This window comes from Leifsonia shinshuensis (genome assembly GCF_031456835.1).
Classification (GTDB): Bacteria; Actinomycetota; Actinomycetes; order Actinomycetales; family Microbacteriaceae; genus Leifsonia; species Leifsonia shinshuensis_C.
The window spans coordinates 398044-419819 of record NZ_JAVDVK010000001.1 but is presented as its reverse complement, the minus strand read 5'-3'; the positions used below and the strand labels follow the sequence as shown (position 1 = coordinate 419819).

The 21776-nt window shown below is 71.2% G+C and carries 21 protein-coding genes and 1 tRNA gene; 19 read left to right on the top strand and 3 right to left on the bottom strand.

Features of this window, described 5'->3' with window-relative positions:
* The first annotated feature begins 78 nt into the window (after positions 1-78).
* The 11 genes from J2W45_RS02165 (at position 79) to J2W45_RS02115 (ending at position 12493) form a co-directional block, all read left to right on the top strand.
* On the top strand, positions 79-2136 hold the full coding sequence (locus tag J2W45_RS02165) for a hypothetical protein (RefSeq protein ID WP_310128640.1): 2058 nt from the start codon (positions 79-81) through the stop codon (positions 2134-2136).
* Positions 2133-3152 carry a LacI family DNA-binding transcriptional regulator gene (locus tag J2W45_RS02160; RefSeq protein WP_310128639.1) on the top strand — a complete coding sequence of 340 codons (1020 nt, stop codon included), beginning with the start codon at positions 2133-2135 and terminating at the stop codon, positions 3150-3152. Before J2W45_RS02165 ends, J2W45_RS02160 begins: the two co-directional genes overlap by 4 nt.
* A 40-nt stretch (positions 3153-3192) precedes the next feature.
* Complete coding sequence (locus tag J2W45_RS02155) at positions 3193-4485, top strand: ABC transporter substrate-binding protein (RefSeq protein ID WP_396427106.1); 1293 nt, start codon at positions 3193-3195, stop codon at positions 4483-4485.
* Between the two features lie 2 nt (positions 4486-4487).
* Positions 4488-5444: a carbohydrate ABC transporter permease gene (locus tag J2W45_RS02150; RefSeq protein ID WP_310128636.1), complete on the top strand. Its 957-nt coding sequence runs from the start codon at positions 4488-4490 to the stop codon at positions 5442-5444.
* A complete protein-coding gene (locus J2W45_RS02145) occupies positions 5441-6364 on the top strand; it encodes a carbohydrate ABC transporter permease (protein WP_396427105.1) in 924 nt (307 codons plus the stop codon). The genes J2W45_RS02150 and J2W45_RS02145 overlap by 4 nt, the downstream gene beginning before the upstream one ends.
* Positions 6361-7404, top strand: coding sequence for a glycoside hydrolase family 130 protein (locus J2W45_RS02140; RefSeq protein ID WP_310128632.1), 1044 nt, complete (start codon positions 6361-6363; stop codon positions 7402-7404). Before J2W45_RS02145 ends, J2W45_RS02140 begins: the two co-directional genes overlap by 4 nt.
* Positions 7401-8462: a glycoside hydrolase family 130 protein gene (locus J2W45_RS02135; RefSeq protein WP_310128630.1), complete on the top strand. Its 1062-nt coding sequence runs from the start codon at positions 7401-7403 to the stop codon at positions 8460-8462. The genes J2W45_RS02140 and J2W45_RS02135 overlap by 4 nt, the downstream gene beginning before the upstream one ends.
* A gap of 43 nt (positions 8463-8505) precedes the next feature.
* Positions 8506-9348: an NAD(P)-dependent oxidoreductase gene (locus J2W45_RS02130; protein ID WP_310128629.1), complete on the top strand. Its 843-nt coding sequence runs from the start codon at positions 8506-8508 to the stop codon at positions 9346-9348.
* A gap of 102 nt (positions 9349-9450) precedes the next feature.
* A complete protein-coding gene (locus tag J2W45_RS02125; protein ID WP_310128628.1) occupies positions 9451-11565 on the top strand; it encodes an acyltransferase family protein in 2115 nt (704 codons plus the stop codon).
* Positions 11566-12213, top strand: coding sequence for an SGNH/GDSL hydrolase family protein (locus J2W45_RS02120; RefSeq protein ID WP_310128627.1), 648 nt, complete (start codon positions 11566-11568; stop codon positions 12211-12213). It begins immediately after the preceding gene.
* Between the two features lie 106 nt (positions 12214-12319).
* Positions 12320-12493, top strand: coding sequence for a hypothetical protein (locus tag J2W45_RS02115; RefSeq protein WP_310128625.1), 174 nt, complete (start codon positions 12320-12322; stop codon positions 12491-12493).
* Positions 12494-12552: 59 nt separating this feature from the next.
* Here J2W45_RS02115 and J2W45_RS02110 read toward each other — a convergent pair.
* The 3 genes from J2W45_RS02110 to J2W45_RS02100 form a co-directional block, all read right to left on the bottom strand.
* Positions 12553-12628: transfer RNA gene (locus J2W45_RS02110), tRNA-Lys, on the bottom strand.
* A gap of 77 nt (positions 12629-12705) precedes the next feature.
* Positions 12706-13806: an AI-2E family transporter gene (locus J2W45_RS02105; protein WP_310128624.1), complete on the bottom strand. Its 1101-nt coding sequence runs from the start codon at positions 13804-13806 to the stop codon at positions 12706-12708.
* A 77-nt stretch (positions 13807-13883) separates the two neighbouring features.
* Positions 13884-14168, bottom strand: a complete 285-nt coding sequence (locus J2W45_RS02100) for a hypothetical protein (protein ID WP_310128622.1) — start codon at positions 14166-14168, stop codon at positions 13884-13886.
* A gap of 117 nt (positions 14169-14285) precedes the next feature.
* Between J2W45_RS02100 and J2W45_RS02095 the strand changes: the two genes are divergently transcribed.
* From J2W45_RS02095 to J2W45_RS02060, 8 genes are all read left to right on the top strand, one after another.
* Positions 14286-15083: an inositol monophosphatase family protein gene (locus J2W45_RS02095; RefSeq protein ID WP_310128620.1), complete on the top strand. Its 798-nt coding sequence runs from the start codon at positions 14286-14288 to the stop codon at positions 15081-15083.
* 150 nt (positions 15084-15233) lie between these two features.
* The gene (locus J2W45_RS02090; RefSeq protein WP_310134872.1) at positions 15234-16109 is read left to right on the top strand and encodes an ABC transporter ATP-binding protein; all 876 of its coding nucleotides are present in this window, start codon (positions 15234-15236) and stop codon (positions 16107-16109) included.
* A gap of 4 nt (positions 16110-16113) precedes the next feature.
* On the top strand, positions 16114-17367 hold the full coding sequence (locus J2W45_RS02085; RefSeq protein ID WP_310128618.1) for an ABC transporter permease: 1254 nt from the start codon (positions 16114-16116) through the stop codon (positions 17365-17367).
* Positions 17367-18362: an NAD(P)H-quinone oxidoreductase gene (locus tag J2W45_RS02080; protein WP_310128615.1), complete on the top strand. Its 996-nt coding sequence runs from the start codon at positions 17367-17369 to the stop codon at positions 18360-18362. Before J2W45_RS02085 ends, J2W45_RS02080 begins: the two co-directional genes overlap by 1 nt.
* Before the next feature lie 13 nt (positions 18363-18375).
* On the top strand, positions 18376-19392 hold the full coding sequence (locus J2W45_RS02075) for an adenosine deaminase (protein ID WP_310128613.1): 1017 nt from the start codon (positions 18376-18378) through the stop codon (positions 19390-19392).
* Entirely contained in the window at positions 19389-20219 is an 831-nt protein-coding gene (locus tag J2W45_RS02070; protein WP_310128611.1) for an alpha/beta fold hydrolase, read from the top strand. The genes J2W45_RS02075 and J2W45_RS02070 overlap by 4 nt, the downstream gene beginning before the upstream one ends.
* A 58-nt stretch (positions 20220-20277) precedes the next feature.
* A complete protein-coding gene (locus J2W45_RS02065) occupies positions 20278-20916 on the top strand; it encodes a SatD family protein (protein ID WP_310128609.1) in 639 nt (212 codons plus the stop codon).
* The gene (locus tag J2W45_RS02060) at positions 20913-21758 is read left to right on the top strand and encodes a hypothetical protein (protein WP_310128607.1); all 846 of its coding nucleotides are present in this window, start codon (positions 20913-20915) and stop codon (positions 21756-21758) included. Before J2W45_RS02065 ends, J2W45_RS02060 begins: the two co-directional genes overlap by 4 nt.
* Positions 21759-21776 lie beyond the last annotated feature (18 nt).

Sequence of the window (21776 nt, the reverse complement as noted above, 5' to 3'; positions counted from 1 at the left end):
ACGTCGTCGATCGGATGTTCCGACCGTCGGCGCCCCACGATTCGAGGGGTCGCAACGATGCGCAACCGACTACTGACCATGCCCAGGGCGGCACTCGCCCTGTTTATCGGGGCGACGCTCGCCGCCACCGCCACCGCTCTTCCCGCCCAGGCGGCGAGCCCATCCGTGCACGCCGCCGGGACGGCGGCTGCGGACGCTCCGGCGAAGCTCACCAAGCTGGCGCACCTCGACTTCCTGCTCGACGACGTGCCCCTGCTCGCGGGCGTCCCCGGGCACACGACGTACCGGGCGGCCGACGAGCCCACCGCGCGCGCCCCGTGGGTCTACGCCGACCGCCAGACCGACGGCTCCTTCCGCCGGGTGGGCGGCGGACCGATCACCGACCCGGCCCGCGGTTGGTATGCGCAGGGCGCCTACGACGCCGACGACATCTCCCGCGCCGCCGTCGTGTATCTCCGCGACTGGAAGCAGAACGGCACCGCCACCAGCCGGACGAGCGCGTACCAGCTGCTGCGCTCGCTCACGTACCTGCAGACGGCCGACGGACCGAACGCCGGCAACGTGGTGCTCTGGCAGCAGCACGACGGGACGCTGAACCCGTCCGCCATACCGAAGGAGCTGCCCGACCCGTCCGACTCCGCCGAGTCGTTCTGGCTGGCGCGCACCGTGTGGGCGCTCGGCGAGGGCTACGCCGGCTTCCGCTCCGCAGACCCGGCCTTCGCGTCGTTCCTTGCCGACCGGATGCAGCTCGCGCTCGGCGCACTGCAGCGCCAGTCGCTCGCGCAGTACCCGACGACCCAGGTGGCGAACGGCGTGACCGTGCCCGGCTGGCTCATCGTCGGCAGCGCCGGCGCGACCGCGGAGGCCGTGCTCGGCCTGAGCGCCTTCGTGGCCGCGCAGCCCGGCGACACGGCCGCACGCACCGCCCTGGCCCGCTACGCCGAGGGCGTCCCGCGCCTGCAGAGCGGCGGGACCGGCCAATGGCCGTTCGGCGCCCTGCTGCCCGAGGCCAACTCCCCCACCTTCTGGCACGCCTGGGCCGGGATGGAGCCCGCGGCCCTCACGGCCGCGGCGCAGACGCTCGGCGACAGCGCCCTGCAGCGCGCCGCCTCCACCGACCTCGCGCAGTTCACCGCGCAGCTGCTGGCCACCGGCGGTCCGGACAACGGCTGGACGCCGACCCCGGCCGACCGCACCCAGATCGCGTACGGCGTCGACTCCCGGCTCGAGGGACTGATCGCCGCCTCGGACGCGACCGGCGCCACCGGGCTCGCCGCCCTCGCGGGCGCCGAGGGCGCCTGGTACTTCGGTGCGAACCGCGCGGGTGTCCCCGCCTACGACCCGGCCACCGGTGTGTGCGTCGACGGCATCGCCGCCGACGGCACCGTGAACCGCAACTGCGGCGCGGAGTCCGTGATCCACACCGAGCTCAGCATGCTCGCGCTGGACGCGCATCCCGCCATCGCCCGCGCCGCCACCTCCCTCACGCGCACCACCGCGACGAACGGCCTCACGGTCGTCGAAGCGGAGAGCGGGACGACGACCGGTCCGGTCACCACGGCGACCCCGCCCTCCGCCTGGACCGGCTCGGCCAACTGGTCGGGCGGCGCGTACCTGCAGGCCGGCAGCGGCTCGACGGTCACCATCGCGCTCCCCGCCGGTCACCCGGTGGCGCGCATCCTCCCGATCGCCGACCTCGGCCCCGGAGGATCCGGCACGACGAGCTGGTCTGCCGCAGTAGGGAGGTTCACCCTCCCGCTCGGCCGCACCGACAACGTGCGCCCCGGCGAGCAGGGCATCGCCCCCAGCCCGGTGTTCCTGCTGCCGCAGACGCTGCCCGTCCCCGTGCCCGCGCAGGCGACCTCGGTGACCGCGAAGGTGAGCGGAACGGCACGCCTGGACGCGCTGCTCGTGCAGCCCGTCGTCTCCCACCTGGGTCTCGCGGGCACCACCTCCCTCGACGTCTACGTGAACGCGACGAAGCTCCCGCTCCCGCAGAAGATCGCCGCGACCGGCCCCGTGACCGCGACCGCCTTCGACGCGACGGGCCACCAGGTCGGGCGCGCCCAGACCGTGGGCGCGCACGGCTTCATCGTCGTGCCTCCGGGCGGCTTCACGACGGTGACCCCGCGATGAGCCCGTCCGCCGTCACGATCAACGACGTCGCCCGCGCCGCCGGCGTGAGCAAGTCGCTGGTGTCGCTCACCCTCAACGACCGGCCGGGGGTCAAGAGCGAGACGCGGGAGCGCATCCTGCAGACCGCGAAGGAGCTCGGCTGGACGCCGAACCCCGGCGCGCGCGGGCTCACCACCCGCCGCGCCTACGCCCTGGGGCTGGTGCTGCGTCGCGAACCGCGGACGATCGAGGTCGACCCGTTCTTCGCGGCGTTCATCGCGGGCGTCGAGACCGTGCTCTCGGAGCGCGGCAACGTCCTCGTGCTGACCGTGGTCCCCGATGCGGCCGCCGAGGAGCGCGCCTACGCCCGCCTCGCCGCGGACAAGCGCGTCGACGGCTTCCTCCTCACCGACCTGCTGGCCGAGGATGCGCGCATCCCCCTCATCGAGCGCCTCGGCTCGTTCGCCGTCTCGCTCGGCGCCCCTCCCGGCGGCAGCCCGTTCCCGGTCATCAGCCGTGACTACGACAGCGGCATCGACGAGCTCGTCGCCCACCTCGTCGGCCTCGGCCACCACCGCATCGCGCACGTCTCCGGAGACGAGCGGATGCTGCACGGCCTCCGCCGGCGCGAGCGGTTCGAGGAGGCCGCCCGCGCGGCGGGACTCGAACCGGTCGTCGTCCCCACTGACTTCTCGCCCGAGCAGGGAGCGTCCGCCACAGCGGCCCTCCTCGACGGCGAGGACCGCCCGACCGCGATCGTCTACGGCAACGACCCGATGGCGATCGCCGGGATGGGCGTCGCTCACGAACGCGGGCTCGACCTCCCCGGCGAGCTCTCGGTCACCGGGCTGGACGGATCCCACATCGGGTCGTTCGTCTATCCCTCCCTCACCACCCTCGACAACGACCCGGCAGGCTTCGGCCTCGCCGCCGCCACCGCGCTGCTGCGGCTGGTGGAGGACGGCGAGGCCGCCGACGTCGCCCTGCCGCCCGCCCGGCTCGTGGTGCGCGCCTCCACGGCGCCGCCCGCCCGCTGAACCCCACCCCATCGAAAGGCACACCATGCGAAAGAACACACTGCGAAGAGGCAGACTCGCCGCATCCCTCGTCACCGCCGGGCTGATCGCCGGCACGCTCGCCGCCTGCGGATCGAGCGGCGGCGGTGCCAGCGACGCCATGAAGGCGCACGGGCCGATTACCATCTGGTACTCCAACAACGCCCAGGAGGTGCAGTGGGGCAAGGCCATGGTCTCGGCCTGGAACTCCGCGCATCCCAAGGAGCAGATCAAGGCGCAGGAGGTGCCGGCCGGCAAGAGCACCGAGGAGGTCATCGGCGCCGCGATCACCGCGGGCACCACGCCGTGCCTGGTGTTCAACAACCTCCCGGCCGCAACCGGTCAGTGGCAGAAGCAGGGCGGCCTCGTCGACCTGTCGAAGTTCTCCGACGGCGCGAAGTACATCGAGGCGCGCAGCGGCGACGCCGCGAAGCAGTACAAGTCCTCCGACGGCGACTACTACCAGATGCCCTGGAAGCAGAACCCGGTCATGATCTTCTACAACAAGGCCATCTTCCAGAAGGCCGGCCTCGACCCGAACAACCCCGACCTGTCGACCTACGACAAGTTCCTGGCGGCCGCGCAGAAGATCAAGTCGTCCGGCGCCGCGCCGTACGCGATCTACCCGGCGCCGACGAGCGAGTTCTTCCAGGTGAACTTCGACTACCTGCCGCTGCTCGCCGCTCAGACCGGCGGCAAGACGTTCATCGAGGACGGCAAGGCCACGGTCACCAGCCAGGACTCGCTGGATGTCGCGAACTTCTGGAAGCAGATCTACAGCGACGGGCTCGCCGGCAAGGAGCAGTACCAGGGCGACGCCTTCCAGGACGGCAAGTCCGCGATGGCCATCGTCGGACCGTGGGCGATCGCCTACTACGGCGACAAGGTGCAGTGGGGCTCGGTCCCCGTCCCGACCAAGGACGGGAAGCCGGCCGACGAGACCTACACGTTCCCGGACGCGAAGAACATCGGCATGTACACCTCGTGCAAGAACCAGGGCACGGCGTGGGATGTCATCAAGTTCGCGACGAGCAAGGAGCAGGACGGCAAGCTGCTCGACGTGACCGGCCAGATGCCGATCCGGACGGACGTGGCGACGACGTACTCCGACTACTTCGACTCCCACCCGGCGTACAAGGAGTTCGGTGCGCAGAGCGCCCGCACGGCCGATGACCCGACCGGCACCAACACGATCGCCCAGATGCAGGCCCTGCGCGACGCCTACACCAAGGCGGTCGTGAACGGCAGCGGTTCGGTCGAGGACGCGTTCAAGGCGGCCGCCGACAAGATCGACAAGCTGCAGGCGCAGAAGTAACCATGAGCACCACATCCGCTCCCCCGGCGGCGGGCACCACGCCCGCCGCCGGCGCGCCCCGGCGGCATCGCGCGCCGCTGGTGCAGCGCGTGCTCGGGAGGAACCCGCTCGGCTGGCTGTTCAGCGCGCCGTACATCGTGTTCGTGCTGCTGATCTTCGCGTTCCCGCTGTGCTTCGCGGTGTACATCTCGTTCTTCGACTACTTCTTCGCCGCCCCCGGCGCGACGGTGGACCGGCCGTTCGTCGGACTGGACAACTACATCCAGGCCTTCACCGATCCCCAGGTGCTCCAGTCGTTCGTCAACGTCGGGATCTTCCTGATCATCAACGTGCCGCTCACCGTCGTGCTGGCGCTGCTGCTCGCCTCCGGGCTCAACAGCATCGTGCGGTTCCGGACGTTCCTGCGGGTCAGCTACTACGTGCCTTACGTCACGGCCAGCGTCGCGATCATCGGGGTGTGGCTGTTCCTGTTCGGCCAGAACGGCCTGGTCAACAACATCCTCGGCCCGCTGGCGCCCAGCCCGAGCTGGCTGTCGAGCCCGGTGCTCGCCATGCCGACGATCGCCATCTACGTCACCTGGAAGGGCCTCGGGTTCTACATCCTGCTCTACCTGGCGGCGCTGCAGAACGTCCCGACCGAGCTGTACGAGTCGGCGGCCACCGACGGCGCGGGCAAGGTGCGGCAGTTCTTCTCGGTGACCGTCCCGGGCGTGCGTCCGGCGACCGTGCTGGTGCTGCTGCTCGCGACGATCACCGGCGCCAACCTGTTCACCGAGCCGTACCTCCTCACCGGAGGCGGCGGCCCGGACGGCCACTCGGCCAGCCCCGTGCTGCTCATCTACCAGCAGGGCATCCAGCAGGGCCACCCCGGCTACGCCTCCGCGATCGGCGTCGTGCTGGTCATCGGGGTGCTGATCATCGGATGGCTCCAGAACCGTTTCGCAGGAGGGAGGGACTGATGACGCAGACGACTCCGCCCCCGGCATCCGCCGCCGCGGTGCCCCAGCCCCGCAAGCGTCGCCGCGACTTCGCTGCTCCACGGCGACTCAGCCGCGGCCAGGCGATCCTCCAGGGGATCGTGCTCACCATCGGAGCGTTCGCGTTCCTGTTCCCGTTCTATTACATGCTGGTCGGGTCGCTGCAGACCTCGCCGGATACCAGCGTCGCCGGTGCGTTCCCGAACCCGGGCAACCTGACGCTCTCGAACTACGCCGACATCAACTCCCGAATCAACCTGGTCTCCGGCCTGGTGAACTCGGGAATCTTCACGGGCGGCGTGCTGCTCGGCACGGTGGTCTTCGGCGTGCTGGCCGGGTACTCGCTCGCGATCCTGGAATGGCGTGGGCGGGGTGTCACGTTCGCGCTGGCGCTGCTGGTGCAGACCATCCCGTTCCAGCTGCTGATGATCCCGCTCTACGTGCTGATCGCGCGCAACTACGGGCTCGCGGACAACTACCTGGGGATGATCCTGCCGTTCGCCATCAACTCGGCGGCGGTGCTCATCTTCCGGCAGTACTTCCTCCAGCTGCCGCGCGAGCTGTTCGACGCGGCGCGGGTGGATGGCGCGGGCGAGTTCACGCTTCTCTGGCGGATCGCCCTCCCGCTCGTCCGCCCGGCGCTGGTGACCGCGCTGCTGCTGACCTTCATCGGCCCGTGGAACGAGTTCCTCTGGCCGTTCCTGATTACGAAGGAGGCGAGCCTGCAGCCGCTCGCCGTCTCGCTGGCGAACTACATCTCGACCGTGGCCGGATCCACCGCCAACCCGTACGGCGCCATCCTGGCCGGCGCAGTCGTGCTGGCCGGCCCGGTGGTCGTGCTGTTCATCGTGTTCCAGCGCTACTTCACCTCGAGCGACCTCGGCTCGTCCGTTAAGGGATGAGCCCCACGAAGGAGACCATGGACACCGTCCGCATCCCGGCCGGGCACGACGCCCTGCTGGCCAGCTACAGGGAGGCGCTGGCGCACACCAACGCCCTCACCGACCGCATCTCGACCGACCAGTTCTCCGCCCACTACCCGGAGCGGCCGGACTGGGCCATCGGTCCGTTCGGCCGGGACGACGCCCTGACCTTCCGCCTGGAAGGCCAGTGGGACGACCCGACGGGGGTGGGATGGACGAGCGACTCGATCTTCAACCCCACCGTGATCGAGCGCGGCGACGAGCTGCACCTCTTCTATCGCGCATCCCCGCGGAAGGAGTCGACGGCCAGCCGGATCGGCCACGCCGTGCGCCGGGACGGGGTGTGGCACGACTCGCCCCTCAACCCGCTGATCTACCCGACCTTCTCGAACGAGGTGCTCGGCTGCGAGGACCCGAAGGTGTACGCCGTCGACGACGGCTACGTGCTGTTCTACAACGCCATCTGGCGGCGCGACGACGGCTCGGTCGCGGTCGACATCATGTCCGCGGTCTCGCAGGATCTCGAGCACTGGGAGAAGCGCGGACTCGTGGTGCCGTACGACGTCTCCGAGTACTGGGCGAAGGGAGCGGTGATCCCCCGCGACGAGCATGGCCGCGCGGTGCGCATCGGCGGCGAGTACCTGATGTTCCTGTCGGAGGGATGCGGCGGCCGCCCGATGGTCGGCCACTCCGCCGACGGTCTCGACTGGAGCTTCGCCGAGCAGCCGTACCTCGACCTGACGCCGCTCTCCGGCTCGCTCTTCGAGGTCGCCTGTGCGGCGGTGGACGGCGACCGGATGGTGCTCGACTTCTTCTACGCGGACGAGCACGGCGACTTCGCCGCGGCGCAGGCGCTCTACCGGCTCGACGACCCCTTCACGCAGCGCGCGGTCAACCGCGGCGGGTCGCTGGCCTGGGGCGGCCTCCAGAAGATCGGCGGCCGCTGGTCGTTCGCCCAGGGCTGGGACGCACCCCGTGACAGCCGCGAACTGTACTTCTACCGGGAGGTGGACGCATGACCCCGTTTCCGTATCGGCTCTCGCGCGCCGGGGTCGTCATGACGCCCGCCGCCGGCGACCCGCTCGAGGCGGAGGGCGTGCTGAACCCCGCCTCCGGCCGCGGCCCCGACGGTGAGCTGTACCTCCTGCCGCGCCTGGTCGCCGAGGGCAACGTGTCGCGCGTCGGCATCGCCCGGGTGGTCGTCGAGGACGGCGTCCCAGTGGCCGTCGAGCGGCAGGGCGTCGTGCTCGAGCCCGACCGCCCGTTCGAGCGCGGGCGCAGCAACGCCGGCGTGGAGGACCCGCGCACCACGTTCATCCCGTCGCTCGGGCTGCACGTGATGACCTACGTCGCGTACGGGCCGCTCGGGCCGCGCACCGCCGTCGCGGTGTCCGACGACCTGCGCGCCTGGCGCCGGCTCGGACCGGTCTCGTTCGAGTACGACGACGCGCTGGGCATCGACCTGGCCCTGTTCCACAACAAGGACACCGTGTTCTTCCCGGAGCCGGTGTCCGCTCCGGACGGCACACCGTCGCTCGCCGTGCTGCACCGGCCGGTGTGGGACCTCGGTGGCATCCGGCCCGGCGAGGGCGAGCATCCGCCGTCGGGTGAGACCCGTCCGAGCATCTGGATCGCGTTCATCCCCCTCGATGCCGTGCAGAGCGATGTGCGCGAGCTCGCGCGCTGGCGGCAGAACCGCTTCCTGGCGGGGCCGGAGTTCCCGTTCGAGGAGCTCAAGATCGGTGCCGGCCCCGCGCCGCGGCGGGTCCCGGAGGGCTGGCTGCTGCTGCACCACGGCGTCACCGGCCGGCTGGAGCCGGGCGTCGACCAGCAGAAGAACGTCAACTACGCAGCGGGCGCCATGATCCTCGACGCGGACGAGCCGTGGAAGGTGCTGGACCGGACCCGCGAGCCGCTGCTGTCAGCCGAGACGGAGGATGAGCGGAGCGGCATCGTGCCGAACGTCGTCTTCCCGACGGCCATCGAGACGGTCGACGGCCGCGACTGGGTGTTCTACGGCATGGCGGACTCCAAGATCGGCGTCGCACTGCTCGAACGGGAGGAAGGAGCCGCCTGAGCACCCCTTCCGCGTCTGCGGACCGGGGCGCACAGTGGACCCCATGGACATCGCACTGCTGGGGCTCGGCCGCATGGGCCGCGAGCTCGTCACGCACCTGATCGACGCGGGTCACACCGTGACCGCCTGGAACCGGTCCCCGGAGCCGACGGAGACGGTCGGCCGACGCGGCGCGCGCATCGCGGGCTCCGCGGCCGAGGCGGTGGACGGCGCCGACGCGGTCGTCACCGTGCTGTTCGGGCCGGACGCGGTTCGCGAGACCGTGATCGACCCGTCTGTGCCGATCCCGTCCGGCGCGCTGTGGATCGACGTGACCACGGTGGCACCCTCGGACGCCGACGAATTCGGCGCCTGGGCGTCGTCCGCGGGCGTCCGCTACGTCCACTCCCCTGTCGTCGGCTCGCTCGCCCCCGCGCGCGCCGGGAGCCTCGCGGTCCTGATCGGCGGCGAGCACGACGCGGTCCGTCAGGCTCGGACCATCGTCAGCCTGTGGGCCGATCCGGACAAGATCCGGACATTCGACTCGCCTGCCAAAGCGGCCGCCGCCAAGCTGGTCGCGAACCTCGCCCTGGCGGTCTCCATGGAGGCGCTCAGCGAGACGCTGCGGCTGGGAAAGGCGGGCGGACTCTCCACGGCCGAGGTGCTCGACGTGCTGCCCCTGACCTCGATCGCGCCGATCGCCGGGATGAAGGGACCGGTCGTCGCGTCCGGCGACTTCGACGACACGCAGTTCTCCGCATCCCTGCTGGCCAAAGACCTGCGCCTGATGCTGGCGACGGCGGACGTGCCGCTCCCGGCGGCCGCGCTGGTGGCCGCGGAGCTCCAGCGCGCGATCGACGCCGGGCAGGGCGACAAGGACTTCTCGGTCATCGCCCGCGACCGGTGAGGATGGCGTCCGCCCGGCACGACCCGCGCTGAGCGACGCGCCGCGAACGTCTGAGGGGTGCTCGAAGACGCTGCAGGCTTTCCATGCTTTAGCCTGTGGATCGTGACCGACCTCCGCACGCGGCTCCCCGCCGCCCGCCCCCAGGCGGAGGCTGCGGGCGCCACGTTCCGGCCGGAGATCCAGGGTCTCCGGGCCCTCGCGGTGCTGGCGGTCGTCTTCTACCACCTGTGGCCGGAGCGGCTCACCGGCGGCTACGTCGGTGTCGACGTGTTCTTCGTCATCTCCGGGTACCTGATCACCTCGCACCTGTTCCGCGACTTCACGCGCACCGGCCGCGTCGGACTGGCCGCCTTCTGGGGGCGCCGGATCCGGCGGCTGCTGCCCGCGTCCCTCCTGGTGCTGGCCGTGTCCTGTGTCGCCGTCTACCTGTGGGCGCCCGTCACGACCTGGGAGGCGTCGGCGCGGCAGATCGCCGCCAGCGCGCTCTACGTGCAGAACTGGCTGCTCGCCGCGAACGCCGTTGACTACTCGGCCATGAACGACAGCGCCACCGTCGCTCAGCACTTCTGGTCGCTGTCCGTCGAGGAGCAGTTCTACGTCGTCTGGCCGCTCCTGCTGCTCGCCCTGTTCTGGCTCGCCGCCCGGCGGCGCTCGACGGCGTCGGCGGAGCCGCGGGGGCCGTTGAGGCCCACCGCCGCGCGCCGGGTCTTCGTTCTCGGGCTGCTGGCGGTCACGGTGCTCTCGCTCGCGTACTCCATCTACGACACCTCGGTGAACCAGGCTGGTGCGTACTTCGTGACCCCGACGCGGGTCTGGGAGTTCGGCGCGGGCGGTCTGGCCGCGCTGCTGGCGGGTGAGCGCCGCTACAGCGGCCTCGCTGCGACGCTGATCGGCTGGGCGGCCGTCTGCGCCCTCGCGTTCAGCATCACCGCCTACTCGTCGGCGACGCCCTTCCCGGGCTACACCGCCGCGCTGCCGGTGCTCGCGACCGTGGCGCTCATCCTGGGCTCTGGTCGCGCGCGGCCGGATGCTCCGGGATGGTGGCTGTCGCGCCGGCCGGCGCGCTTCGTGGGCGACATCTCCTACTCGCTCTATCTGTGGCACTGGCCGCCGATCGTCATCCTGCCGTTCATCCTGGGTCACCCGCTCGGCTGGAAGACCAAGGTGCTCATCCTCCTCGCCGCGATCGCCGCGGCCTGGGCCACCAAGGTCGTGGTGGAGGATCCGGTGCGTCGCGGACGTCTGCTGCGCGTCGCCTGGCGGCCGTTCGGGTTCGCACTGGCGGGCGGCGCCGCGGTCGTCGCCCTCGCGGTCGTCCTGGTCGCCGTCCCCGCCGCCTTCAACCCGGTGGCGGCGGCCTCGGCGTCGGGCCCGTGCCACGGGCCGGCCGCGCTGATCCCGTCGAACGCCTGCTCGCCGGTCACCGGCCAGGATGCGAGCCGCTCGGCGGTGAGCATTTCGAAGGAGCAGCCGCTGTGCCTGCCGGGCTTCGAAGGCTCGGAGCTCGTCACCTGCTCGTACGGCGCATCGCCTGCGAAGGCGACGAAGAAGGTGGCCCTCGTCGGCGACTCGCACGCCGCGGCCTGGGTTCCGGCGCTCGACGCCCTCGGCAAGAAGCGCGGCTGGCAGATCGTCACCTACACGAAGACCTCGTGCCCCGCGACGATGGCTCTGCGCGTGCTGCCGAACGAGACCACCGACGCCAACCAGTCGGCATGCCACGCCTGGGTCGAACGGCTGAACGCCCACCTGAAAGCGGATCACTCGATCAGCGCGGTCTTCACCGCCGCCTTCTCGTCGGCCTACACCTTCGCCTCCCCCGCCGGCCGCTCGCTGGCCGATCCGGCGATCGACGGGTTCCGCGACGAGTGGGCTGCCTGGCGCGCGGCCGGCAAGGACGTGTATGTCTTCGACGACGTGCCCCGCACGCAGGGCTCCTCCGTTCCCACGTGCATCGCCGAGCACGCCGCCGACCCGATGGCCTGCGCGGTGCCGCGGGCCCAGGCTCTGCCGCCGACCATGTCGATCACCCAGGCGGCGGCCGACGCCGCGCGAGCGCATCAGGTCACCCACCTCTCGATGCGCGACCGGTTCTGCGATCAGCAGTGGTGTTACCCTCAGGTCGGCTCGGTCATCGTCTACCGGGACTTCTCGCACCTCAGCGAGGAGTACTCGACGGCGTTGGCCCCCTACATCGACGAGCAACTGGGAGGCTGAGTGCAGCGGCGGCGCGGAATCGTTCGCCTCGCCCGCGGGCTCATCGCCCTCCTCGTCGCCTGCCTGCTGGTGACGGGATGCACGGCGACGCCACCCGGCATCCGGTTCGCCGCCTTCGGCGACTCGATCACCGCATCCACCGACCGTCTCGGCCTGCCGACGCACTGGACGTGGGTGGCGACGGCCTCCACGGGCGATGTGCACGACGTGGGAGGCTACCGGCACTACGGCGACACGACCGCCGACATCCTCGCCGGCACCCAGCCCATCCCGGATGCGGACGTCGCGGTGGTCATGGCGGGCACGAACGACGCCCCGGTCGACGGCGAACCCGACCCGCGCACGCTGACCAACATCGAGAAGATCTTCGACAAGGCGGGAGTCCCCCGCCGCATCCTCTCCGCGGTCGCGCCGCGCGACGACGACCGAGCCGCCGAGACGCTGCGCCTCAACGAGGAGCTCCGCTCCCTCGCCGCGCGCTCAGGGTGGACGTGGGTCGACCCCTGGACCGACGTGCGCACCCCGGACGGCCGCTGGCGCCCCGGCACCACCGTCGACGGCATCCACCCCACCCCCGCGTCCGGCCACGCCGCCGGCGTGGTCCTCCGCGCCGCGATCGTGAGGGCCGCGCCTGCCGCCGAGTCGTGAGCAGATGCGCTAATCCAGCGCGAATTGCAGCAACAACTCTCATCTCGCCGGGCTCTTGAGCGCGAGACGCCGGCTCCCGTAGGGTCGAGGCGACGAGGGAGCAGCCATGGGGGATCGTCCGCGAGCGCGGGCAGCGCGCATCGGTCGCGCGCTCGCCGCCGCCGGGCGCCGCCTGCTCGACGCCCTCATGACGATCGGCAGCTCGCTCTTCGGCTCCCGTTCCGGCGACCCGGAGGCCCGCCGCCTCTACGAGCGCCGCGATCGCGACTATCGCCCGTGACCGCTTCACGGCCCACAAAGAGAAAGGCCCGGAATCCGCTGGATTCCGGGCCTTCTCACTGGTGCGCCCCCAGGGACTTGAACCCTGAACCCATTGATTAAGAGTCAATTGCTCTGCCGATTGAGCTAGAGGCGCATCCGATCCGGTTTCCCGAACCGAGGCTCAACACTAGCATCCGATCCGGGTCCGTTGCCAATCGAGGATCGCTCGCTTCAGGTGCGGTCTTTCCGGGGCATCACGATCTCTTTGATGATCAGGATGATGCCCGCCGAGATCGGGATGGCGACCAGTGCGCCGGGCAGGCCGAACAGCGTCGAGCCGGCCAGCGCCGAGATCAGCACCACCGATCCGGGCACCTGCACCGCCTTCCCCATCACCCGCGGGGTGAGGATGTACGCCTCCACCTGCATGTAGACGAGCATCAGCACGAGCACGACCACACCGCTGACCGGCGAGTGGATGAACGCAAGCACCGACATCACCGCGGTGGTCAGCACGGTTCCGATCAGCGGGATGAGCGTGATGAAGAACGCCGCCAGCGCGATCAGGAACGCGCCGGGCACACCGGTGGCGAGCAGTAGGATGAGGCTGTAGGTGGCGTTGAAGAACGCCAGCACGACCATCCCGCTGAGGTATTTGCCGAAGTTCTGCAGGATGCGTTCCGCGTAGCTCTCGAACCGGTCGCGGCGGGAGCGGCGCACCAGGCGGTAGGCGGCCTGCTTCGTGGCGTCGTACGACGCGATGAAGTAGATGGTCAGGATCGCGATGAAGAAGCCGGTGGTGACCGCGTTGAGCACCGACAGCCCGAACCCGACGAGGCCGTTGCCGATGGTCGCCCAGGTCGCCGGATCCTGGGCCTGCTGCGAGATCCAGCCGACCACCTGGCCGAGCACGCCGTTGGTCGCGTCGTTGGTGGAGTCGAACCAGCCCTGGCTGCGCAGCGCCGCGATCTCCTGCGGCACGGCCGTCGCGAGGAAGGAGATCTGCTTGGCGATCAGCGGCACGACCACCCAGATGATGCCGACGAGCACCGCGATGATGAGCAGGATCACCGTGGTGATCGCCCAGCCCCGCCTCATGCCGCGGCGCTGGAACCAGCGGACGAGCGGGTCGAGGCCCACGGTCGCGAACATCGCCAGGAACACCGAGAAGATGATCGACCGGAGGCCGTACAGCATGAGGCCGGTCGCGACGGCGCCGATCGCGCCGAGCGTGATGAGGAAGCCGAACAGCAGCGGGCTGCGCCGCAGGACGGACGCCGCCTCCGGCTGCGCCGGGCCTGCTCTTCGCGCGGGTGGACGGGTGAACCGCATGCCGCCTCCGCTCCGCCCTCCGGGGCCAGGTCGAGCGTATTGGGCGCGGCTACCCCGCAACAAGGGCCGGGATCGGCCTACTTCTTGCGGGTGGTGAGCTCATCGGTCAGCTGCCGCAGCCGCGCCACCATCTCGTCGTCCTCGAGGTCCGGCCCGACCTCGTCGGCCGGCTCGCTGACGATCTGGCTCGCCGGCCCGATCAGCACCTCCACCGGTCCCACATCGCCTTGCGCGGTCCTGCCCGGCACGAACACCGTGTCCGCGATGTCGCGCCGGGCGAGCGCCCGCGAGTACTCCAGTAGCGCCTCCGCCAGCGCATCGCCGGTGTAGAACGCCGTCCCTGCATACACGATCCGTCGCATGCCTCCATCGGTACTCCCCGCTGGGCCGCCCGCCAAGCCCGTCCGCCACGCCCTCGTGGAAAGCCGTTCGCTCCGACACCCGCCGCGTCCCGTCGCCCCACCAGTAGGCTCGGTGCCGTGACCGACACCGCGACGCCCGACCTGACCGCCGACCTCGACCTCGCGCTCCGTCTCGCCGATGAGGCCGACCGGATCTCCCTCGGCCGGTTCCGCGACCGTGACCTGCACGTCGAGACGAAGCCGGACCGCTCCCCCGTCACCGAGGCCGACCTCGCCGTCGAGCGGGCGATCCGCGACACCCTCGCGGCCGAGCGGCCGGACGACGGCATCCTCGGCGAGGAGTACGGCACGGAAGGCGACGCGTCGAGGCAGTGGATCGTCGACCCGATCGACGGCACCGCCAACTACCTGCGCGGGGTCCCCGTCTGGGGAACGCTGATCGCCCTCGCCGTCGACGGCGTCCCGCGTGTCGGCGTCGTCAGCTCGCCCGCCCTCGGGCGCCGCTGGTGGGCGGTCACCGGCGGCGGTGCGTGGACGACGGATGCGGCGGGCGCCGAGCCGCGCAGCATCCATGTGTCGGGCATCGCGGACCTCGAGCACGCGTCGATGAGCTTCCAGAGCATCGCGCAGTGGGATGAGGCGGGGTACCTCGACCGGCTCATCGCCCTGACCCGCAGGATGTGGCGCGACCGCGCCTACGGCGACATGTGGTCGTACATGCTGCTGGCGGAGGGGCTCGTGGATGCGGTGGGCGAGTTCGGTGTGAAGACCTACGACCTCGCGGCCCTCATCCCGATCGTCGAGGAGGCAGGCGGCCGGTTCACGTCGGTGGACGGCACCCCTGGCCCCGGGAACGGCTCGTCGCTCGCCTCCAACGGCCTCATCCACGACGCCCTCCTCGACGCGCTCGCCTGAACGCGCGGGCCCCCGCGGGACCCGCCCGGCCGGGTCTCCCCCGCGACCGTGCCGCTGCCCTAGGCTGACCCGGTGAGCGCACCGACACCCGCACCCGCACCTCCTTCAACCGCCACGGCGGAGCCGCTCGTCCACATCGCGAACTTCCGCATGGACTTCGGGCGCACCACCGTCATCCGCGACCTCTCGTTCGACATCCAGCGCGGCGAGACGTTCGGGTTCCTCGGCAGCAACGGCTCGGGCAAGACGACGACCATCCGGGCGCTGCTCGGCATCTACCAGCCGACCGCCGGGACGCTCCACATCGACGGCCGCCCGTTCAGCCCGGAGGCCGGCGAGCGGCTCGGCTACCTGCCGGAGGAGCGCGGACTTTACAAGAAGGAGTCCGTGATCGACGTCATGGTCTACTTCGGCCGCTTGAAGGGACTCGGCGCCGAGCAGGCCCGCCGCTGGTCGCGCGAGTACCTGGAGCGCGTGGGCATCCCCGAGAAGGAGAAGGTGCGCCTCGACAAGCTGTCCGGCGGTCAGCAGCAGAAGGTGCAGCTCGGCGTCACGATCATGAACGAGCCGGAGCTGCTCATCCTCGACGAGCCGACCAAGGGCTTCGACCCGGTCAACCGGCGGCTGCTGATGGACATCATCGACGATCAGAAGCGCGCGGGCTCCACGGTGATGATGGTCACGCACCAGATGGAGGAGGTCGAGCGCCTCTGCGACCGCGTCATCCTGCTGAAGGACGGCACCTCGCGCGCCTACGGGACCGTCGAGGAGGTGCAGGAGCAGTTCGGCGGCACCATCGTGCACCTCGACCACGAGGGGGATCTGCCGCCGTCGCCGGCCTACCGCGTGCTCTCCGACGTGGGCGGCCACGCCCAGCTGGAGCCGGCGGACGGCGCGGACCCGGCGACCATCCTGCGCGACCTGGTGGATGCGGGCGTGCGGGTGTCGCGCTACGCCCCGACCCGCAAATCGCTCGACGACATCTTCGTCGAGGTCTACGGCGCCGAGAGCCGGGAAGAGGACTGAGAGCATGGCCCGTCACAACCTCCGGACCGTCATCGGCTTCGAGTTCCGCCGCACCATCACCAAGCGGCGTTTCTGGGCGGTCACGCTCATCATCCCCATCCTCGTCTTCGGGCTGGGCGGCCTGATCATCGCCTCCAACGTGTCGACCGCCAACACCGCGGATCAGCAGAAGAACGCCCGGTTCGAGTTCCTCTACTCGGATGCGTCCGGGCTCGTCGACCCGGCGATCGCCAAGCAGTTCGGCGGCACCGAGATCGCGTCGCAGGCCGAGGGCGTCGAGGAGGTGCAGATCGGAGGGACGCCCGCGTACTTCGCCTATCCCGCCGACCCGGCGAAGCAGACGGTCCGCGTCTACGGCGAGGACGCCGGGGTGTTCCAGAACAGCAAGTACTCGGCGGTGGCCGAGTCGCTGCTGTCGGCCAGCGTGGAGCAGAAGCTCGACGACCCGACGACCGTCGCGGTGCTGCGCGGCGACGTGAAGACCTCCACCACCACCTTCGCGGGCGGCAAGCGGGCGCCCGGGTTCGAGGCGATCCTGCCCGCGCTGCTGTTCCTCGCCGCGTTCTTCGTCGTCATCGTCTTCCTCGGCAACCAGATGCTGAACTCCACACTGGAGGAGAAGGAGAACCGCGTCACGGAGATGATCCTCACGACGATCAATCCGACGAACCTGCTGCTCGGGAAGGTCATCTCGCTGTTCGCCATCGGGTTCATCCAGCTCGCGGTCTTCGCGCTGCCGATGCTGATCGGCTACCTGTTCTTCCGGAACCAGCTGCAACTGCCGGACTTCGACCTGAGCGGGCTGGTCTTCGACCCGCAGAAGATGATCGTCGGCTTCCTCATCCTGATCGGCGGCTTCGCCCTCTTCACCGGCACGCTGGTCGCCGTCGGCGCGATCATGCCGACGGCGAAGGATGCCGCTCCCGTGTTCTCGGTGGTGGTGTTCGCGGTGGTGATCCCGCTGTACGCGTCCGGCTTCGCGATCAGCTCGCCGCAGTCGCCCATCGTCCAGCTGCTCGCGTACTTCCCGTACACGGCCCCGATCACGGCGCTCATCCTGAACGCGTTCGGCTCGCTGCCGCTCTGGCAGGCGGTCATCATCATCGTCGAGCTGTTCGTGCTCGCCTACATCGTGCTGCGCATCGCCGTGCGGCTGTTCCGCTACGGCTCGATCGAGTACTCGAGCAAGGTGCGGGTGCGGGATGTGCTGGGGCGCCGCCCCGACAGCGCGACCCCGCAGCGGGCGGGCCGCCCCTGATGCGCGCGGTCGTCGTCGCGCAGCCGGGCGGACCGGAGGTCCTGGCGCTCGCCGAGGTGCCGGACCCCGTCCCGACCGCGCGCGAGGTGCGCATCCGCGTCGTCGCCGCCGGTCTCAACGGCGCCGATCTCAGCCAGCGCCGCGGCTTCTACCCGCCGCCCGCGGGCGCGCCCGAGTGGCCGGGACTGGAGGTGTCCGGGATCATCGACGCGCTCGGCTCCGAGGTCGCCGGCTGGAGCGTCGGCGACCGCGTGTGCGCCCTCCTCTCCGGAGGCGGCTACGCCGAACTCGTGACGGTGGATGCGGGACTCGTCCTCCCCGTGCCGGATGACGTCGACCTGGTGGAGGCCGCGGGACTGCCGGAGGTCGCCGCCACGGTGTGGTCGAACGTCGTCGACCTCGGACGGCTCGCCGAGGGCGAGGCGCTGCTGGTCCACGGCGGCTCCAGCGGGATCGGCACCATGGCCATCCAGGTCGGGCGCGCCCTCGGGGCGGAGGTCATCGCGACCGCCGGCAGCGACGAGAAGGCGGCCTTCTGCCGCGAGCTCGGGGCACACGCGGCCGTGAACTACCGCGAGCAGGACTTCGTGGAGGCCGTCCGGGCGTTCACGGACGGACGGGGCGTGGACGTCGTGCTCGACATCGTCGGCGGCGCCTACATCGCGCGCGACCTCGACGCCCTGGCCACGGGCGGCCGCATCCTGTCGATCGCCGTCCGCGACCGCGAACCGGCGTCGGTGGACATGGGCCTGCTGATGCGCAAGCGGGCGAGCATCCAGGGCACGACCCTCCGCGCACGCCCACTCGAGGAGCGCGTGGCGGTGATCGCGGGGGTGCGGGAGCAGCTCTGGCCGCTGCTCTCCGACGGGCGCATCCGGCCGGTGATCGACTCGGTGTTCCCGCTCGAGGACGCCGCGGCCGCCCACCGGCGGATGGAGTCGTCGGCCCATCGCGGCAAGATCCTGCTCCGCGTCGGAGACGTCGGCGGTCGATGAGAGGATCGGGAGCATGACCGACGCGCCCCTCACCGACGACGCCCTGCTCGCGCTTCCGAAGGCCGAGCTGCACCTGCACATCGAGGGCACGCTCGAGCCCGGGCTGGCGTTCGAGCTCGCCGCCCACAACGGCGTCACCCTGCCGTACGCGTCGGTCGAGGAGCTCGCCGCGCGGTACGACTTCGACGACCTGCAGTCCTTCCTCGACCTCTACTACGCCACCATGGCCGTGCTGCTCACGCGCGCCGACTTCGCCGAGCTGACCCGGCGCTACCTGCGCCGGGCGCACGCTCAGGGGGTGCGGCACGCCGAGCTGTTCTTCGACCCGCAGGCGCACACCGCGCGCGGGGTGGCGTTCGACGACGTCGTCGACGGGATCGGCGACGCGCTCGACGAGGCTGAGCGCGAGTTCGGGATGACCGGCTCGCTCATCCTCTGCTTCCTGCGCGACCAGCCGGTCGCCTCGGCCGAAGAGGCGCTCACCGCGGGATTGAAGCGCACCGACCGCATCGTGGGCGTCGGGCTCGACTCCGCCGAGGTCGGCTACCCGCCGTCCCTGTTCGAGGGCGTCTACGCCCGGGCGCGCGCGGCTGGGCTCCACGCCGTCGCGCATGCCGGCGAGGAGGGACCGCCGGAGTACGTGCGCGAGGCGCTCGACCTGCTGCACGCCGAGCGGATCGACCACGGCATCCGCTCGATCGAAGACCCGGAGCTGGTCGCACGGCTGGCCCAGGAGCGCATCCCGCTCACGGTGTGCCCGCTCTCGAACGTGCGGTTGCAGGCGACGCCGGACCTCCGCGACCATCCGCTGCTGCGGCTCGACGCCGCGGGTGTGCGCGTCACGGTCAACTCCGACGATCCCGCGTACTTCGGCGGCTACGCGGGGCAGAACTTCACCGCGGTCCGGGATGCGCTCGGCCTGACCGAGGACCAGGCTCGGCGCTTCGCCCGCACCTCCATCGAGGCGTCCTTCGCATCGACCGAGCGCAAGGCGGCCCTGCTCGCCGAGGTGGACGCGTGGCGGCCATGAGCGGACCGCAGTTGTTCGTCGCCGCCGATGGGCGCTCGGTGCGGTTCTTCGACACCGGCGGAGCGGCGGAGGCGCCGGTGCTGGTGTGGCACCACGGCACCCCGCAGACCGGGGCCGTCATCCAGCCTGTGGCGACCGCCGCCGCCGCTCGCGGGCTCCGGGTCGTCTCCGTGACGCGGCCCGGCTATCCCGGCTCCGATGTCCGCCCCGGCCGTTCGGTCGCCGATGCGGCGGCCGACGTGCTCGCCGTCCTCGACGCGCTCGGCATCGACCGGTTCGCGACCGCCGGAGCTTCCGGCGGAGGCCCGCACGCCCTCGCCCTCGCCGCGCTCGCGGGCCCCGACCGTGCCCGGGCCGTCGTCACGCTGGCGGGCATCGCCCCCTACGACCGCTCCCCCGACTGGTTCTCGGGGATGGCCGCCCCCGGCGGGCTGCAAGCCGCGCTGTCGGGCCGTGAGGCGCGCCTCGCGTATGCGGAGACCGCCGAGTTCGACCCGGACTCGTTCACCGCCCGCGACTACGAGGTGCTCGAGGGCGAGTGGGGCGCCCTGGGGGCGGATGCGGGCGCCGGCGCCGGCGAAGGGCCGGACGGCGAAGCCGACGACGACCTGGCCTACGTGTCGCCGTGGGGCGTCGAGCTCCGGGCGGTCAGCGCTCCGGTGCTCCTCATCCAGGGTGGAGCCGACCGCGTCGTGCCCGCGCCGCACGCCGCCGCGATGCTCGAACGCCTGTCCAACGGGGAGCTCTGGATCCGTCCGCGCGAGGGCCATGTGTCGGTGCTCACCGCCTTCGGGACGGCTCTGGACTGGGCGCGGCCGGCACTATGACGCCCCGTCAGCCGCAGAAACGCTTATATTCACGGGATATAAGCGATATCGTGGTGACATGACCTCCACCGTGGCTGTGATCGCGGACATCGTCGGCTCGCGCAATCTGCCCAGCCGCTCCGATGCCCAGGATGCCGTGCGCGCTGCCTTCGCCCGGGCGGACGGCCGGTTCGCCCCCGAGCAGGCACTCTGGGCGACGGTGGGCGACGAGTTCCAGGCCCGCTACGCCGACCTCGGCGCAGCGCTGGGCGCGACCGCTCTGGTGCGCCTCATCCTGCCGGACGGCATCGACTGCCGCTTCGGCCTGGGCGTCGGGGAGGCCACCGAGATCGAGCCGTCCCCCTCGGGCGCGGCGATCCAGGACGGCTCGGCGTGGTGGCGCGCGCGGGACGCGATCGTCACCGCGCACCGCCTGCAGGACCGTGGGCAGCCGACGGTCCGCACCTGGCTGGTGGCGGAGGACCCCGGCTTCACCGCGGCGGTGGATGCGCTGCTCCTGCAGCGCGACCACACGATCTCCCGGATGAAGGCCCGCGAGCGCCGTCTCGCGGCCGGTCTGCTCGAAGGCCGCACGCAGAAGGAGCTCGCCCAGGAGGAGCGGATCGCGCAGTCCGCTGTCTCCCAGACGCTGCATCGTTCCGGCGCTGCTGCGCTGGTCGCCGGCATCGAACTGGTCTCGGAGGCTCCTCCCGCGTGATCTCGGCCGTCCTCCTTCTGACCATCGGCGCACTCGACGCCGTCCTCGGCCTGGCGAAGCTGGGCCGCGGAGGTCGTCCCGACGGGCCCGCAGGCGTCTGGGGCGCCGTCATCGCAGCCTTGGTTGTGCCCTTCGCCGGGTGGCTCGTGCTCGGTACTCCCCTGGTGTGGGCGCTCGTGGTCGCCCTCTGCGGGCTGCTCTGGCTCTGGGCGGAGGTCCGCTTCCTGCGACGTCGCGGCCACGTCGCCTTCCTCACGGCGGCCATCCTGAGCGTCCCCGTCGTGGCCGTCGCGGTCGTTGCGGAACGCCCGACGCTCGACGACTCGGCCGCCGCCCGGCTCTTCGCCGACGCGATGACGACGGCGGCCTTGCCCCTCTCGCTGTCGCTGGTCATCGCGTGTGTCGCGGGGGCTCTCGTGCTCACGCGAACCGCCAACGTCGTCTGCCGTGCCGCGTTCGGCCGCGCGATGACGACGGACCGGGCGGCCGCGCCGAGCGCTCCCGCACCCCGGCGCTGGTCGGTGGCGTTCGGGACACGCGAGGTCGCGTCCGTCGCCGAGGACGCCCCACCGGCCGACGAGCCCGTCTCGACCGCCTCCACCCTGCGCGGAGGCCGGGTGATCGGCCCGCTGGAGCGCATTCTGATCGTCGCCCTCGCGCTGGTCGGCGCCGAGGCGGTCATCGTCGGACTGCTGGCCGCCAAGGGCATCGTCCGCTTCCCCGAGATCAGCGCCGACGGACGCGGCGGCTCCAAGGCGGAGGAGTTCCTGATCGGCAGCCTCGTCAGCTGGACGATCGCGGGGCTGGTCGCCGCGTACCTGGTCGTGCAGCGAATTACCTGATATCCGCCCGATATCAGC